This is a genomic window from Pseudomonas sp. UME65 (assembly GCF_014170225.1).
Classification (GTDB): domain Bacteria; phylum Pseudomonadota; class Gammaproteobacteria; order Pseudomonadales; family Pseudomonadaceae; genus Aquipseudomonas; species Aquipseudomonas protegens.
Genome location: NZ_LZZQ01000001.1, coordinates 24807 through 41356 on the forward strand (window position 1 = coordinate 24807; position 16550 = coordinate 41356).

The following is a 16550-nucleotide window of genomic DNA, read 5'->3' on the forward strand; positions in this document are numbered from 1 at the left end:
CAACGAAGAAAGGTGCAAAAAGTGTCGGGCTTACGCCTGCCACCAGCGCTCGATCAAGCGCAGGCCATCGAGCTCGCCATAGGGCGCGGTCAGCCCGCCGTGGGCCACGCGCTTGGAGCGTGCGGCCACTGAGCTTGCGAACAGCGGCACGATCGCCCCGCCCTCGTCACGGCACAGGGCCTGCATTTCGTTGTACATCTCCTGGCGCAGCGGCGCGTTCATCTCGCCGCGAGCGGCGTTGAGCAGCTGGTTGAAACGGGCGTTGTCCCAGTGCGTCTCGTTCCAGGCCGCGCCCTTGGCGTAGCCGATGCTGAACATGCGGTCGGCGGTCAGGCTGCTGTACCAGAACGAGGTGGTGAAGGGCTGCTTCATCCACACATTGGAAAAAAAGCCGTCGGCAGGTTCGCGCACCACGTCGATGTCGATACCGGCCTGGCGTGCCTGCTCCTTGAACAGTACCGAGGCATCCACCGCTCCGGTGTAAGCGGCATCGGAGGCCTGCAGGCGCACCTTGAGCGAATCGACCCCGGCCTGGCGCAGGTAGAAACGCGCCTTGTCCGGGTCATAGCCACGCTGCTCCAGGGCGCTGTTGATGAAGCGACTACCGGGCTGGATCGGGTGGTCGTTGCCAATCTGGCCATAGCCATAAAGCACCGAGGCCAGCAGGGTTTCGCGGTTGATCGCATGTTTGAGCGCCAGACGGATGTTGTTGTCCTGGAACTGCTGGCTGTCGGTCAGCATCGGGAAGGTGTAGTGCTGGGCGCCCTTGGTCTCTTCGATGACCAGATTGGGGTTGCGCTTGAGCAAGGCGACAGTCTTGAGATCGACCTTGTTGATCACATCGACCTGGCCGGTGACCAGGGCGTTGACCCGCGCGGCGCCATCGGCGATGGCCAGCAGCTCGGCGCTGGCGAAATGCGCGCGGCCGGCTTTCCAGTAATCCGGGCTGCGCTCAAGGTCCATGCGCACGCCGGGTTCGAAGCCCTTGAGGCGATAACCGCCGGTGCCGATCCCGGCCTGCCAGTCGGCGGCGCCGTCCTTGGCGGGCATGATCACCAGGTGATAATCGGCCACCACGTAGGCGAAGTCGGCATTGCCCGAATGCAGTTCGAACACCACGGTGTCATTGCCCTGGGCGCTGACCTTGGCAACATCGCCGAGCACGGTCTTGGCCGCCGAGGTGGACTTGTCGCCCAGGTGATGCCCGATTGAGGCGACCACATCGCCGGCATCCAGAGTCTTGCCGTTATGGAAGGTCACCCCCTGGCGCAAGGTGAAGGTCCAGATGCGTGCATCGGGGCTGGATTCCCAGCGCTCGGCAAGCTCGGGGATCGCCGTGCCATCGACGCCGATTTCGCTCAGGGTGTTGTACACCGCCGAGAAACCGACAAAGGTAAAGGTGTCGCTCCATGAACCTGGATCACGAGAATCGGTAGTACTGCCACCGGCCAGGCCCATGCGTAGCACGCCGCCCGCTTTCGGGGTGGCCTCCCCGGCCCAGCCGCGTTGCGGCAAGCCCATTGAAAACGCCCCGGCCACGGCAACCGCCGCTGCGCTGTACTTGAGAAAATCCCGACGCGGCAGGCCGCTGTCGTGCATCGCTTGAGTTATTTTGTTGTTGTTATCGCTCATGGCATTGCCTCTGTTGAACCGCAGAGAAAAGGATTCAGCCGACCTCGCACGCACTGATGCTAAATATTTGTAATTGTCATCGTGACAAATACATTAAGCTCAAAAACAGGTCGCTGCCAATCCCCTTCTCTTTACGAGCGAGGCTCTTGCTAGGCGGGGTTTTGTCAGTACTATCGGTTCGAAGGGGCAGATCGGAATGTCGCTACTGCCCTACCACTGAAGAGAGAATTCAAACTAGATGAGTCAGTCGACCCGCCTGATCACCGCCTCATACATCCTCTCGTTCGTAGCGGCCAACGCGCCGCAGAGGTTGCGTACCGAGACCATTGCCAAGTGGGTCAAGACTCATCCCACCCGGGTACGCAGTCTCGTGTCGTTGATGGTCAAAGCCAATATTCTGAAGTCATGGCGCGGCGCCCACGGCGGCCTGACCCTCGCACGCCCAGCCAGCGATATCACCTTGCGTGAGGTCTATGACGCCGTACAGGAAAGCTCGCTGATCGCCGAGAAGATCGACAACCCGTTCTCAGGCATGGAAGAACATTGCAAGGTATTCGATGTATTCACCCGCCTGTTCGCCATGCTTGAAGCCAACATGCGCCTGGACCTTGGCACTATCACCGCAGACCAACTGTTCGTTGCCTTCGAAAAGCCGCAGGAAAATATCAGGCAGGCCTAAGACCTTAGGGCGCAATGCTCGGGACCTTCATCAGCGCAACAGCTGGGCGCTTATCGCTCCCGCGCTCGATTGATATACACCACAGCACTGGATTTCATGAGGACCTGATAGACATCAGGATCCTCATAAAACCAATCAACGACAGCAACTCCTCAAGCCTTGGATGCAGGGGTCTGTTCCGCCAGTGCCACGGCACGGAACATTGCGCGACGCTTGTTCAGCGTCTCTTCCCACTCCAGGGTCGGCACCGAGTCGGCAACAATCCCGCCGCCGGCCTGTACATGCAGCTCGCCGTTCTTGATCACCGCCGTGCGAATGGCAATGGCAGTGTCCATGTTGCCGTTCCAGGCGAAGTAACCCACGGCGCCGCCATAGATCCCACGCTTGACCGGTTCCAGCTCGTCGATGATTTCCATCGCACGGATTTTCGGTGCGCCGGACAGAGTGCCCGCCGGCAGGATCGCCCGCAGCGCATCCATGGCCGTCAGCCCGGCCTTGAGCTGGCCGGTGACGTTGGAAACGATGTGCATCACGTTGGAATAGCGCTCGATGACCATCTTTTCGGTGAGTTTCACCGAACCGATTTCCGAGACCCGACCGGTGTCGTTGCGTCCCAGGTCGATCAGCATCAGGTGCTCGGCGATCTCCTTGGCGTCCGACAGCAGGTCCTGCTCCAGGGCCAGGTCGGCTTCCTCGGAGGCGCCCCGCGGGCGGGTACCGGCGATCGGCCGCACAGTGATCAGATTGTCTTCGACCCGCACCAGCACTTCCGGCGAGCTGCCCACTACATGGAAATCACCGAAGTTGAAGAAATACATGTAAGGGGTCGGGTTGAAGCAGCGCAGCGCCCGGTACAGGTCGATGGGCGCCGCCGAAAAATCGATGGACATGCGCTGGGACGGCACCACCTGCATGCAGTCACCGGCCAGGATGTATTCCTTGATGGTGTCCACGGCCCGTTCATAGTCAGCCTGGGTAAAGCTGGAGCGGAACAGCGGATCGGCGGCCAGCTGCTTGCTGAAATCCAGGCCCGGACGCGGAGTGATCGGCTGGCGCAGTTGCGCCAGCAATTCCTGCAAACGTGCCTGGCCGGCTTCGAAGGCGTTGTCCTGGCCAGGGTCGGCCAGCACGATGGCGTGCACCTTGCCCGCCAGGTTGTCGAACACCACTACCGCGTCGGAGACCATCAACAAGATATCCGGCACACCAATCGGATCCGGGTTCGGGCACGGGCCCAGGCGCGGCTCGACATAACGCACGCAGTCATAGCCGAAATAGCCCACCAGGCCACCGTTGAAACGCGGCAGGCCGGCAATGGTCGGGACGTTGTAGCGGGCTTTGAATTCCTCGACGAAGGCCAGCGGGTCGGCCACTTCGTGACTTTCGATCTCCACGCCATCATGGGTCACGCTGACCTGGAAGCCGTGCACCCGCAGCACAGTGCGGCACGGCAGGCCGATGATCGAGTAACGCCCCCACTTCTCACCGCCCTGCACCGACTCCAGCAGATAGGAGTTGGGCTGGTCGGCCAGTTTCAGGTAGATCGACAGCGGGGTATCGAAGTCGGCAAGGGTTTCGCAGGCCAGCGGGATACGGTTGTAACCGGCTGCGGCCAAACGCAGGAATTCTTCGCGAATCATGGGGTGCCTCGTGGCTTGAGGGTCTAACAGTCAGGTATGCAAACGTGCCGGCGGGGCCGGCCAGACAAAAATCAGGCGCGCCAACGCCAGCGGGCCAGGGCCTTGATGACTTTCATCCAGAGTTTGCGAGTGACCACCACGATGGAGTTACCAGAATGGGATGGAACAGCGTCGGGCAACGTTATCTCAGCGGCAGGTTCTAAGCAACCGGGGATCAGCGCCCGCAGGTTGTCGATCACCAGCGCCGGCGACTCCTCGGCAATCGGCCGGCCGTGGTTGTAGCCGTAGCTCAGGGCGACGCACTTGACCCCCGCCGCCTTGGCTGCCAGCACGTCACTGCGCGAATCGCCGACAAACAGTGATTGCGAGGCCGGCACGCTGGCCATCTTCATCACAAAGAACAGCGCCGCCGGGTCGGGTTTCTTCTGCGGCAGGGTATCGCCGCCGATGATCCAGCGGAAATACCGACCGATTTTCATCTGGTCCAGCAAGGGGGCCACGAAACGCTCGGGCTTGTTGGTAATCAGGGCCATTTCCACGCCCTGCTTGTGCAGCCACTTGAGAGTCTCGCGCGCACCGGGATAGACCACGGTCAACTCGTGGCTGTCCTCGTAGGCGGTATTGAACAGCTCCAGCGCATACTCGGCCTCGACATCGTCGACACCCTGGGCCTCCAGGCTGTTGGCCAGGGCCCGGCGCACCAGCATGGGCGCACCGTTGCCAACCCACTCACGCACCGCCTCGACACCGGCAGGCTTGCGCCCCAGCTTGAGCAGCATCTGATCCACGGCGGCCGCAAGGTCCGGTACCGAATCGACCAGGGTGCCATCCAGGTCGAACATCACCAGCCGTGGCAGGCGCCCCTGGAACAGCTGCTCAAAGGCGCTCATGGTCGCGCCAACGCCAGTTCGGCACGCATCTTCTCGATGACTTCCTGATAGTTCGGCGCATTGAAGATCGCCGAGCCTGCCACAAAGGTATCGGCGCCTGCGGCAGCGATTTCGCGGATGTTGCCCACGTTCACCCCGCCGTCGATTTCCAGGCGGATATCCCGCCCGGAGGCATCGATCAAGGCACGAGCCTCACGCAGCTTGTCGAGGGTACCCGGAATGAACTTCTGCCCGCCAAAGCCCGGGTTGACACTCATCAGCAGCACCATGTCGACCTTGTCCATCACGTACTTGAGCACGTCCAGCGGAGTTGCCGGGTTGAACACCAGGCCGGCCTTGCAACCGCCTTCGCGGATCATCTGCAGGGAACGGTCCACATGCAGCGTGGCTTCGGGGTGGAAGGTGATGTAGGTGGCGCCCGCTTCGATGAAGTCACCGATGATGCGGTCCACCGGAGTGACCATCAGGTGTGCATCGATCGGCGCGGTGATCCCGTACTTGCGCAGCGCAGCGCAGACCATCGGGCCGATGGTCAGGTTCGGCACATAGTGGTTGTCCATGACATCGAAATGCACGATGTCGGCGCCGGCGGCCAGGACATTGTCCACTTCCTCGCCCAGACGGGCGAAGTCGGCGGAGAGAATCGACGGAGCAATAGCGAAGGGCTGCATGACGCACCTTTTTTGAGCAGAATCACGATGGCGCGCATTGTATACCTCATGCTTTGGAGCGCACACCGTAACCGCGATGATCAGTAGGCCGCGCGATAGATCTTCTCGATATCGGCGGGGCTCAGCCGGCGCGGGTTGTTGCGCATCAAGCGCTCGATACCCGCGGCCTCGACGGCCATGGCCGGGATCGCATCCTCGGGCACGCCGAAGCTGCGCAAGCCGCTGGGAATTTCCACCGCCGCACACAACGCTGCCATGGCCTCCACTGCCCGGTCGGCCGCCTCGCTGGCGCTCAGGTGCGCGGTCTGTACCCCCATGGCCTCGGCGATATCCTGCATACGCTCGACGCAGGCCATCTTGTTCCAGGTCATGACATAGGGCAGCAGCAAGGCATTGCTGACCCCGTGGGACATATGAAAGCGTCCGCCCAGGGGATAGGCCATCGCATGCACCGCACCGACCCCGGCATTGCCGAAGGCCATGCCGGCCATCAGGCTGGCGGTGGCCATGTCCTCCCGGGCCTGCAGGTGGGCCGGGTTGGCAAAGGCCTTGGGCAAAGCCTTGACGATCAGCTTGATGGCGCCGATGGCCAGGGAGTCGGTGATCGCGGAAGCATTGAGGGACAGGTAGGCCTCGATGGCATGCGCCAGGGCATCGACGCCGCTGGCCGCGGTGACACGCGGTGGACAGGTCAGGGTCATCTGCGGGCTGACCAGGGCCACGTCCGGCAGCAGGTAGTCGCTGATGATGCCTTTCTTCAATTGCGCGACCCGGTCCGAGAGGATCGCCACATTGGTCACTTCCGAACCAGTGCCTGCGGTGGTGGGAATGGCGATCAGCGGCGGCCCCTTGCGCGGCACCTGGTCGATGCCGAACAGATCCTCCAGGGCGCCGTGATAGCCGGCATAGGCCCCGACACTCTTGGCGATATCGATGGCGCTGCCGCCGCCCAGGCCGATCAGCCCGTCATGCCCACCCTCGCGGTACACCTGCATGCAGTCCTCGACGATGGCGATTTCCGGATCGGGCTGCACCCGGTCGAAGACTTCGTAACTGCGCTCCCCCAGGTGGGCCAGCGCCAGCTCCACCGTGCCGGACCTGAGCAGGGCAGTATCGGTGACGATCAGTGGGTTATCGACATCCAGGCGGGTCAGCTCGGCAGCCAGTTGCTCGATGGCGGTGCTGCCGGTCAGCAATTTATGGGCGATCTTGAAAGAGGAAATACTCATGTGCGCAGCCTCTTATATAAAGGTGGGAGCCGGCACAAGCGTAGCTGGGGATTACGCAACCGGGCTGTCGCGATGCCCGATCGGCATCACGACAGTGCTAACGTTGCGCGCGGAGGCTCAGGCCACCTCGCTTTCCACCGCCCGGGCGGGCTTGGCCTGGGGCCCTGGCTGGGCACCCGGGACGGGAGTTGCGTCCGCGGCGCCCAGGTCCTTACTGAAAGTCCGGTCGTTCTCGCCCTTGAAGAAGTTCTTGCCGTAGATCAGCAGGCACAGCACCACGCCAATGGCAAAGCCCCAACTGGCGCCCTTGATCGCCAGCACTGCACCGATCACCCCTGCTATGCCCAGGTCACGCTGACTACGGGCCTCGAGAATGCCCAGGCGCACGCTGACGTAGCCCTGGATCAGCAAGGTCAGCGCCAGCGCGACCCCAAGAATTGGCTGCACCAGGGTCACTACCGGCAACAGCAGCAAGCCTGTGTTGGTGCCCCAGCGGAACGAGCCCATGCCGCCATAGATCGACTTCATGGCCTTGGGCCCGCCCTTGAAGCGCTCGATCACCACCACCAGCATCGCCGCCCATTTCGGCCCGCACATGGCAATGTCCGGACCGAAGATGCTCATGAATGCGTTGCGCCCGCCGAAGATCAGGTGCGAGCGGTCCGGGTCGTAGTCGACCTTTTCGTCGGTGCGGATCTGCTCGGCCTCGTCCAGCAACACCTTGGCGCTGAGCACATCGCCAAAGACGATGATGTACACCGCGAGCATGGTTGGCAGCGCGCTGATGAACATCGACAGCGGCGGCATGCCCAGGCCGAACACGGTGTAGTTGTTCCACAGGCCGATGAAGTCCGGCTTGCTCAGGCCCCACTGGATGGTCGGCCACGGCGCTTCACCGAACAGCGGCGCCAGCACCACCGCCAGCAGGATGATCGGCAGGATGCCCAGCTTGGCGAAGTTCCACCAGAAGCGGTTGCGCAGCTTGAGCTGGGCAAAGTGCTGGGAAAAGATCAGGTAGAAGGCGATGCCGATGGCGATGGAAATGGTCCAGGGAAAACTGTCGAACTTGCCGCCCACCTGGAACACCGCGGTCACCGCACTGAGCCCGGCGCCGACAATGATTCCCGACTTGATCGCCGAGGGCACGAAGCCCACCACCTTGCGTGCCATGCCGGTGGCCCCCAGGGCGATGGAGAACACCCCGAGCATCAGCTGGAAGGCAATCAGCGCGTGGACACGCTCCGGGCCCACGGGAAACTGCGCGCAATAGGCCATCAGCAGCGGCACTGCCGGGGTGATCCAGCCGGGCACCACGGGGTCGCCCAGCAGGTGGTGGGCCAGGTACAACAGGCCGTTGAGCATGACCACGGCCAGGGCCATCTCGAAGGGCATGCCGAGGAACTCGGTCATCAGTGGAATGGCCGCCAGGTCGACGGCGCACATCAGCAAGCCTTGCAGGTAGTCCGGCAGCTCGAATTTGTAGTGGATAAAGGGCAAACGCACCTTGAACGGGCCAAGGGCGATGTACGGCGTTTCGTGCCGAGTGTCGGAAGGCGTTGGCATCAACTGCACCTGTCTTATTGGTATTGGTGGCGGTGTAAAGCGGCCCGCGCCAGTTGGCACGGGCAAGGATCGATCAATAGGCAGCCCGGTAGATCTGCTCGATATCGCCGGGGCTCAGTTGGCGCGGGTTGTTGCGCATCAGCCGCTGGATACCCGCCGCTTCCACGGCCATGGCCGGGATCGCGTCCTCGGGCACACCGAAGCTGCGCATGCCCGTGGGGATGTCCACCGCAGCGCACAGCGCAGCCATGGCCTGGACCGCCTGCTCTGCGGCCTGGCCATCACTGAGCCCGGCGATCGGCAGGTCCATGGCCTGGGCGATATCGCGAAAGCGCTCGACACAGGCCATCTTGTTCCAGGCCATGACGTAGGGCAGTAGCAGCGCGTTGCTCACCCCGTGGGCGATATTGAAGCGCCCGCCCAGGGGATAGGCCAGGGCATGCACTGCACCGACTCCGGCATTGCCGAAGGCCATGCCGGCCATCAGGCTGGCGGTGGCCATGTCTTCCCGGGCCTGCAGGTTGGCCGGGTTGGCGTAGGCCTTGGGCAGCGCCCTGACGATCAGGCGGATCGCGCCCAGGGCCAGGGAGTCGGTGATCGGCGAACCGTTGAGCGACAGGTAGGACTCCACCGCATGCACCAGCGCGTCGACGCCACTGGCGGCGGTGACGCTGCGCGGGCAGGTCAGGGTCATCACCGGGCTCACCAGCGCTACGTCCGGCAGCAGGTAATCGCTGACGATGCCCTTTTTCAACTGGGCCACCTTGTCCGAGAGGATCGCCACGTTGGTCACCTCCGAACCGGTGCCCGCAGTAGTAGGAATGGCAATCAGCGGCGGCCCCTTGCGCTGCACCTGATCCACCCCGAACAGTTCTTCCAGCGCGCCTTCATGGCCGGCGAACGCCGCCACCGCCTTGGCGATATCAATGGCGCTGCCGCCGCCCAGGCCGATCAGGCCATCGTGGCCACCGGCCCGGTAAGCCTGGGTGCAGGCCTGGACTATGGCGATTTCCGGCTCCGGCTGGACCTCGTCGAAGATCCGGTAGGCGCGCCCGCCCAGGTGGGCCAGGGCCAGATCGACGGTGCCGGACTTGACCAGGATCGCATCGGTGACGATCAGCGGGTTGCTGATCTGCAGGCGCGCCAGTTCGGCGTCCAGCTGCTCGATGGCGCCCTGGCCGGTAATCAGTTTGTTGGCAATCTTGAACGCAGAGATACTCATCAGCTCGGCCTTGTTTAATTGTTGTGGCAAGAGCGCCGTCAGGCGGCCACTCTCGAATGGGCTCGCAGGCTGTAGAGCGAAAGCTGTGCCAAGATACGCAAAGCCTTGATCTACAAGGCTCTGGAAGGAAATCCAGGGGAATGACCGGGCCGTCGCGATTGAATTGCTGATCGCTGCAGGCAGCTCTGATCAGAATCCTAATCAGAGTGTTCCCAGCGCTTCATCTTCTGCACCACCGTGGCCTGGCTCACCCCCAGCGCCTTGGCGGCCAGGCGGGTGGTCTTGTGCAGTTGCAGGGCCGCGCGAATCGCCTGGCGCTCGGCGTTCTCCAGCACCTTGCGCAGCGGCAGGCGGCTGTCGTCGGTGTTGCGGGCCTGTTGCTCGATCAGGTCCTCCGGCAGGTCCAGGGCCTCTATCACCTGGCCGGAGCAGGTCACCACCAGGCGCTCCACCACGTTGATCAGCTCGCGGATGTTCCCCGGCCAGGCGTACTCGCCCAGCAGTTCCAGGGCCTCCAGGCTCCACTGCACCTGACGCTGATAGCGCTGGTTGAAGTGCTCCAGGTAGTACTCCAGCAAGGGGCCGATTTCCTCGCTGCGCTCGCGCAGGGCCGGGATCGCGATGGGCACCACATTCAGGCGGTAATACAGGTCGGCGCGGAACTTGCCCTCGGCCACCCGCTGCTTGAGGTCGTGATGGGTGGCGCTGATGATGCGCACATCCACCTCCTTGAGCTCCAGGCCGCCCACCGGAATGAAGCGGTTCTCTTCGATGACCTTGAGCAGCTTGACCTGCACCGCCAGGGGCAGATCGCCGATCTCATCGAGAAACAGCGTACCGTTGTGTGCCAGTTCCAGCAGCCCGCGCTTGCCCTTGCTGCCGGCACCGGTGAAGGCACCCGGGGCATAGCCGAACAGCTCGGCCTCGATCAGGTTCTCCGGCAGCGCCCCGCAGTTGAGGGCCAGGAACGGTTCGCGGGCACGAGCACTGGCGTTGTGGATAAATTGCGCCACCAGGGTTTTACCCACACCCGTCTCCCCTTGCAGCAGCACCTTCACGTCGCAGTCGGCCACTTGCCGGGCCTGGGCAAAGACCCGCCCGGAAACCTCCTGGTCGGCCATCAGCGGTGATTGCAACAGGTCGTCACGCTGGCCCGCATGCAGCCGCGCAGTGCTGGTGCGCAGCTGCTTGAGCTGCTGCAACTCGTCGCGCTCGCGCTTGATGCGCAGCAGCTCGGTCATGTCGCGCACGGTGCTGACCACATAGCGAATGCTCTGGTCGGCGGCGAGGATCGGCGTGGCACTGACCAGCAACTTCTTGCCGTGGCTGAGGCTCTGCATCACCGACACCGGCCGACCGTCCTGCAGTACCCGTAGTGAAGCGGACTGGGAAATCACCCCGCTCTTCACCAGCTCCTGCATCGGCCGCCCCAGCAGCTCGGCGCCGTTCAGGCCGGTGAGGCGCTCGTAGGCCTGGTTGACCTTGAGGGTCAGGCCCTGGCCATCGGTGATGTAGACGCCGTCATGCAGCGCATTGAGCAGCTCTTCGAAACTGGCATCGTTGAGGTTCACCCGCGACTCCACAGTAAGCATGGGAAGCGCGCAGTTTACGGGTGAACGACAAGCAGAGGGGATGGGGCGGCCCAGACCTTAGTACAAGGCCGCCCGAGGGGCTCAGGCCTGAGCCGTGCGCAGTTTCTCGCTGCGCCCGCGCAGCCATTCCAGGGTCAGCAGCAGGATCACCGAGAAGGCGATCAGCAACGTGGCCGCAGCGGCGATGGTCGGGCTGAGGTTCTCGCGGATGCCGCTGAACATCTGCCGCGGCAGGGTGGCCTGCTCCGGGCCGGCGAGGAACAGGGTCACCACCACTTCATCGAACGAGGTGGCGAAGGCGAACAGCGCGCCACTGATGACCCCGGGGGCGATCAACGGCAAGGTCACCCGGCGGAACGTGGTCAGCGGCGAGGCGCCCAGGCTGGCCGCGGCCCGCACCAGGTTGTGGTTGAAGCCCTGCAGGGTTGCCGACACGGTGATGATCACGAAGGGCACCCCAAGCACCGCGTGCACGATGATCAGCGAGAAAAAACTGTTGCCCATGCCCAGCGGGGCGAAGAACAGGTAGCTGGCCACACCGATGATCACTACCGGTACCACCATCGGCGAAATCACCAGGGCCATCACCAGCGCCTTGCCGGGGAAATCACCGCGGGTCAGGCCGATGGCCGCCAGGGTGCCGAAGACCATGGCCAGCAAGGTTGCGGCCGGCGCCACGATGACGCTGTTCTTCAGCGCGCGCATCCACTCGGCAGAGGCGAAGAAGTCCTGGTACCAGTGCAGCGAAAAGCCCTGCAGCGGGTACACCAGGAAACTGCCGGAGTTGAACGACAGCGGGATGATCACCAGCACCGGCAACACCAGGAACAACAGGATCAAGCCGCAGAGAATCCGCAAGCTGTAGAACCAGACCCGTTCGACGGGCGACATGTAGGGGCTCAGCATTTCGATTCTCTCCTTAGCTCAGGCGCAGGCGGCTTGCGCCCACCAGCCAGCTGTAAATCAGATAGAGCACGATGGTCGCCAGCAACAGCAGGCCGCCCAGGGCCGTGGCCATGCCCCAGTTGATGCTGGTGTTGGTATAGAAGGCGACGAAGTAGCTGACCATCTGGTCGTTCGGGCTGCCCAGCAATGCCGGGGTGATGTAGTAACCAATCGCCAGGATGAACACCAGCAGGCAACCAGCGCCGACCCCAGCGTAGGTCTGCGGGAAATACACCCGCCAGAAGCTGGCGAACGGATGGCAGCCCAGGGAGATCGCCGCACGCATGTAGGTGGGCGAGATGCCTTTCATCACGCTGTAGATCGGCAGGATCATGAACGGCAACAGGATGTGCACCATGGAGATGTAGACCCCGGTGCGGTTGAACACCAGTTCCAGGGGCTTGTCGATCACCCCCATGGCCAGCAGCGCGCTGTTGATCAGGCCACCCGATTGCAGCAGCACGATCCACGCCGCCACTCGCACCAGGATCGAGGTCCAGAACGGCAGCAGCACCAGGATCATCAGGAGGTTGCTCTTGCGCGCCGGCAGGTTGGCCAGCAGGTACGCCAGGGGATAGGCCAGGGCCAGGCAGATGGCGGTGATCACCAGGCCCATCCAGAAGGTGCGGGCGAAGATGTCCAGGTAGATGGACTGGTCCGGGGTGGCCGGCGCCAGTTCGCCCAGGTCGTCGATGCGATGGTCCACCGCCGCCAGCAGGTAGTAAGGGGTCAGGCTGCTGGTGTTGCGGCGGATCGCCTGCCAGTAGGCCGGGTCGCCCCAGCGCTCATCCAGGCTTTCCATGGCTTCTTTATAGGATTCAGGCTCGGCCTTGAACGGCAGGGCGCGAGCGGTCTTGGTCAGCAGGCTGCGGTAGCCGGCCAACTCCATGTTCAGGCGCTTGGACAGGTCGCCCAGGGTCTGATTCTTGCGGGCATCCGCCAGGTCTTCGCTCAAGGCCTTGTAGGCCCCTTCGGCGGGCAGGCCACGACCGTCCCAGGCACTCACGGCCGCCACAGTACGCGGCATGCCGCCGACCACTTCCGGGTTGCCGACGCTCTTGTACAGCAGCGCCACGATCGGTACCAGGAACACCAGCAGCAGAAACAGCACCAGGGGCGCGATCAGCGCCTGGGCCTTCCAGCGGTTGACCCGCTCGGCACGGGCCAGCCGCTGCTTGAGGGTCGGGCCGGTGACCGCGTTCAGGGGAACGGTGATGGTCATGACAAACTCCGCGAATCGATCTTTCGAATACAAACCACCAGGCGGCAGGAGCGGGCTTGGCCGCGCATCGAAGGCTGTGCTTCAACATCAAGGTTGATGCTGATGACGCCTTCGCGAGCAAGCTCGCTCCTACAACGGCAGGGGGTGGTTACTTGGCTGCCCAGGCGTTGAAGCGCTGTTCCAGTTGCTCACCGTTGTCAGCCCAGAAGCTGACGTCGATCTGCACCTGGTTGGCGATGTTTTCCGGAGTGGTCGGCATGTCCTTGAGGATGTCCTTGGCCAGCAGCGGCACGGCCTGGGTGTTGGCCGGGCCGTAGGCGATATTCTCCGAATAGGTCTTCTGCTGCTGCGGTTGCACCGAGTAGGCGATGAACTTCTTCGCCGCTTCGGCGCGAGCCTTGTCCAGGCCTTTTGGAATGGCCCAGGCGTCGAAGTCGTAGATGCCGCCGTTCCACACCACTTTCAGGTTGCTTTCCTTCTGCACCGCGGCGATCCGGCCGTTGTAGGCCGAGCTCATGACCACGTCGCCGGAAGCCAGGTACTGCGGCGGCTGGGCGCCGGCTTCCCACCACTGAATGTAGGGCTTGAGCTCATCGAGTTTCTTGAAGGCACGGTCCTGGCCATCCTTGCCGGCCAGGACCTTGTACACGTCCTTGGGCGCGACGCCGTCGGCCATCAGGGCGAACTCCAGGGTGTACTTGGCGCCCTTGCGCAGGCCGCGCTTGCCCGGGAACTGTTTGACGTCCCAGAAATCAGCCCAACTGCTCGGAGCGGTTTTCAGCTTGTCGGCGTTGTAGGCCAGTACCGTGGACCAGACGAAAAAGCCCACGCCGCACGGCTGGATCGCGCCCTTGACGTAGTCTTCGCTGTTACCGAACAGCGCCGGGTCCAGTTGCTCGAACATGTCCTCGTCGCAACCGCGGGACAGTTCCGGGGACTCCACTTCTACCAGGTCCCAGGACACACTCTTGGTGTCGACCATGGCCTTGATCTTGGCCATTTCGCCGTTGTATTCGCCGGCGATGATCTTGCCCTTGCCCGCCGCCTCCCAAGGGGCATAGAAGGCCTTGACCTGGGCCGCCTTGTTCGCCCCGCCAAAGGACACCACGGTCAGGTCCGGGCCCGCCGCCATGGCGTGCGCCGCACCCATCATGCCCAGTGCCAGGGCGGTGAATTTCAGGGATCTCAACATTTATTGTGTTCTCCACGTGCAGGTTGGTGTTGCAGGGGGGCGATCAATTCGCCTCTAGAAGCGGGTCAAGCGCGCGAACGTGCTCGACTTGCCAGCCAAGCGGCACCACGTCACCCACTGCCAGCGCAGGATCGAGCTCGGCAATCGGCTGTTTCACGAAGAAGTCGCTCTTGCCGCAGACTTCCAGGCGCACCCGGACGTGGTCGCCCAGATAGATGAATTCCGCCACCCGGCCGGAGAAGCGGTTGACGCAGCTTTCGCTGGAACCGTTGAGGCTCACCCGCTCCGGGCGGATGGACAAGGTCACCGGGCCGCCGACCTGGCCGACATTCACCGCCAGCGCCTCGACCTTCTCGCCACGCCCCAGCTCCACCACGCAACGCTCGCCGTTGTGGCTGTGCAGGCGGCCGTTGAGGCGGTTGTTCTCGCCGATGAAGTTGGCGACGAAGGTGTTCTTCGGCTCTTCGTAGAGAGTGCGCGGCGGCGCGATCTGCTGGATCTCGCCCTGGTGGAACACCGCCACCCGGTCCGACATGGTCAGGGCTTCGCCCTGGTCGTGGGTCACATAGACCACGGTCACGCCCAGGCGCTGGTGCAGGTGCTTGATCTCCATCTGCATGTGTTCGCGCAGTTGCTTGTCGAGGGCACCAAGGGGTTCGTCCATCAGCACCAGCTGTGGCTCGAACACCAGGGCCCGGGCCAGGGCCACCCGCTGCTGCTGGCCGCCGGACAGCTGGGCCGGGTAGCGTTGGGCGAAAGCATCGAGCTGGACCATGCTCAGCACCCGCTTGACCCGCTCGCTGATGTCGGTCTTGCTCAAGCCGCGTACCGACAGCGGAAAGGCCAGGTTCTCGGCCACGGTCATGTGGGGGAACAGCGCGTAGTTCTGGAACACCATGCCGATGTCGCGCTTGTGCGGCGGCACATTGTTGATCGAGCGCCCGGCCAGCTGGATCTCGCCGGCGGTCGGGGTTTCGAAACCGGCCAGCATCATCAGGCTGGTGGTCTTGCCGGAACCGGACGGCCCCAGCAGGGTGAGGAACTCGCCTTTGCGAATTTCCAGGTTGAGGTCTTTGACGATCAGGTTCTCGCCGTCGTAGCTCTTCTGCACACCACGAAAGCTGACCAGAACATCGTTGGCCCCAGCACTTGAAACGACCTCGCTCATACCCGCACCTTTTGTTTTAGACGGCTGTGGAACAAGCCTAGAGGAGCATGCAGAGCGCGCAAATCGGGGGCCAGGAGAGATTCGCCTCAGCCCTCTGGAAGGTTGCGTGTAGGGATTGCCCTACAAGAATGGCGCGATTGGATAAGGGCGGAGGCAAACGGCAGGCTGCAAGCGGCAAGAAACGGCGAAAGCCTGAAAGCGCGGAATGTCGCAAATGGATAAGTGCCCTCCCCCAAGGGGAGGGAGAGCACCGCAGAGGGTGTCAGAGCAGCTTGTGTTCCATGGCGTATTTCACCAGTTCGGCCAGGGAGGTGATGTTGAGCTTCTGCATCAGCCGCGCCTTGTGGGTACTGATGGTCTTGCTGCTCAGGGCCAGTTGCTGGGCAATGTCGTTGACATTGGCGCCCTGGGCCAGGCGCTCGAAAACCGAGAATTCACGCTCGGAAAGCAGCGAATGCAAGGGCCGGGTATCGGTCAGGCCGACCTCGAAGACCATACGGTCAGCCAGGTCCGGGTCGATATAGCGGCCGCCGGATGCCACCTTGCGAATGGCCGTCAGCAGCAGCGACGGATCACTGTCCTTGGTGGCGTAGCCGGCAGCGCCGATCTTCAGCGCCCGGGCGGCCATCTGCGCCTCGTCGTGCATCGACAGCACCAGGATCGCCGGCGGGTTGCTCAGGGCACGGATCCGCGGAATGGCCTCCAGGCCGTTCACCCCGGGCATGGAGATATCCAGCAGCACCACTTCGCAGGGCACCTGACGCAGGGTCTCCAGCAACTGCTCGCCGTTGCTCGCCTCGCCCACCACGACCAGGTCCTTGGCCAGGCCAATCAGTTGCTTGATGCCTTCGCGAACGATGGTGTGGTCTTCGGCTACCAGTACACGGATCACGCGTGTCTCCTCA

At 63.1% G+C, this 16550-nt stretch carries 14 protein-coding genes; 1 reads left to right on the forward strand and 13 read right to left on the reverse strand.

Annotated elements, in window-relative coordinates; genetic code table 11:
- Positions 1 to 30: 30 nt before the first annotated feature.
- The gene (locus tag A9971_RS00130) at positions 31 to 1632 is read right to left on the reverse strand and encodes an ABC transporter substrate-binding protein (protein ID WP_011063805.1); all 1602 of its coding nucleotides are present in this window, start codon (positions 1630 to 1632) and stop codon (positions 31 to 33) included.
- A 238-nt stretch (positions 1633 to 1870) separates the two neighbouring features.
- Here A9971_RS00130 and A9971_RS00135 point away from each other — a divergent pair, with 238 nt between their 5' ends.
- Entirely contained in the window at positions 1871 to 2311 is a 441-nt protein-coding gene (locus A9971_RS00135) for an Rrf2 family transcriptional regulator (RefSeq protein ID WP_015637243.1), read from the forward strand.
- A 152-nt stretch (positions 2312 to 2463) separates the two neighbouring features.
- Here the strand turns inward: A9971_RS00135 and trpE are convergent, their stop codons facing one another.
- The 12 genes from trpE to A9971_RS00195 form a co-directional block, all read right to left on the reverse strand.
- Positions 2464 to 3951, reverse strand: a complete 1488-nt coding sequence (gene trpE, locus A9971_RS00140) for an anthranilate synthase component I (RefSeq protein ID WP_011063807.1) — start codon at positions 3949 to 3951, stop codon at positions 2464 to 2466.
- 71 nt (positions 3952 to 4022) lie between these two features.
- A complete protein-coding gene (locus tag A9971_RS00145; protein WP_011063808.1) occupies positions 4023 to 4841 on the reverse strand; it encodes a phosphoglycolate phosphatase in 819 nt (272 codons plus the stop codon).
- On the reverse strand, positions 4838 to 5512 hold the full coding sequence (gene rpe / locus A9971_RS00150) for a ribulose-phosphate 3-epimerase (protein ID WP_011063809.1): 675 nt from the start codon (positions 5510 to 5512) through the stop codon (positions 4838 to 4840). The genes A9971_RS00145 and rpe overlap by 4 nt, the downstream gene beginning before the upstream one ends.
- An 80-nt stretch (positions 5513 to 5592) precedes the next feature.
- Complete coding sequence (locus tag A9971_RS00155) at positions 5593 to 6741, reverse strand: iron-containing alcohol dehydrogenase (protein WP_011063810.1); 1149 nt, start codon at positions 6739 to 6741, stop codon at positions 5593 to 5595.
- A 117-nt stretch (positions 6742 to 6858) separates the two neighbouring features.
- On the reverse strand, positions 6859 to 8304 hold the full coding sequence (locus tag A9971_RS00160) for a membrane protein (RefSeq protein ID WP_011063811.1): 1446 nt from the start codon (positions 8302 to 8304) through the stop codon (positions 6859 to 6861).
- Between the two features lie 73 nt (positions 8305 to 8377).
- Positions 8378 to 9526 carry an iron-containing alcohol dehydrogenase gene (locus A9971_RS00165; protein ID WP_011063812.1) on the reverse strand — a complete coding sequence of 383 codons (1149 nt, stop codon included), beginning with the start codon at positions 9524 to 9526 and terminating at the stop codon, positions 8378 to 8380.
- 197 nt (positions 9527 to 9723) lie between these two features.
- Positions 9724 to 11097, reverse strand: coding sequence for a sigma-54-dependent Fis family transcriptional regulator (locus A9971_RS00170; protein ID WP_183001545.1), 1374 nt, complete (start codon positions 11095 to 11097; stop codon positions 9724 to 9726).
- A 102-nt stretch (positions 11098 to 11199) separates the two neighbouring features.
- On the reverse strand, positions 11200 to 12024 hold the full coding sequence (locus tag A9971_RS00175; RefSeq protein ID WP_011063814.1) for an ABC transporter permease: 825 nt from the start codon (positions 12022 to 12024) through the stop codon (positions 11200 to 11202).
- Positions 12025 to 12037: 13 nt separating this feature from the next.
- On the reverse strand, positions 12038 to 13285 hold the full coding sequence (locus A9971_RS00180; RefSeq protein ID WP_011063815.1) for an ABC transporter permease: 1248 nt from the start codon (positions 13283 to 13285) through the stop codon (positions 12038 to 12040).
- Between the two features lie 148 nt (positions 13286 to 13433).
- Positions 13434 to 14477, reverse strand: a complete 1044-nt coding sequence (locus tag A9971_RS00185; RefSeq protein WP_011063816.1) for an ABC transporter substrate-binding protein — start codon at positions 14475 to 14477, stop codon at positions 13434 to 13436.
- A gap of 43 nt (positions 14478 to 14520) precedes the next feature.
- The gene (locus A9971_RS00190) at positions 14521 to 15645 is read right to left on the reverse strand and encodes an ABC transporter ATP-binding protein (protein ID WP_015637246.1); all 1125 of its coding nucleotides are present in this window, start codon (positions 15643 to 15645) and stop codon (positions 14521 to 14523) included.
- 262 nt (positions 15646 to 15907) lie between these two features.
- The gene (locus tag A9971_RS00195) at positions 15908 to 16537 is read right to left on the reverse strand and encodes a response regulator (protein WP_011063818.1); all 630 of its coding nucleotides are present in this window, start codon (positions 16535 to 16537) and stop codon (positions 15908 to 15910) included.
- Between the last annotated feature and the right edge of the window lie 13 nt (positions 16538 to 16550).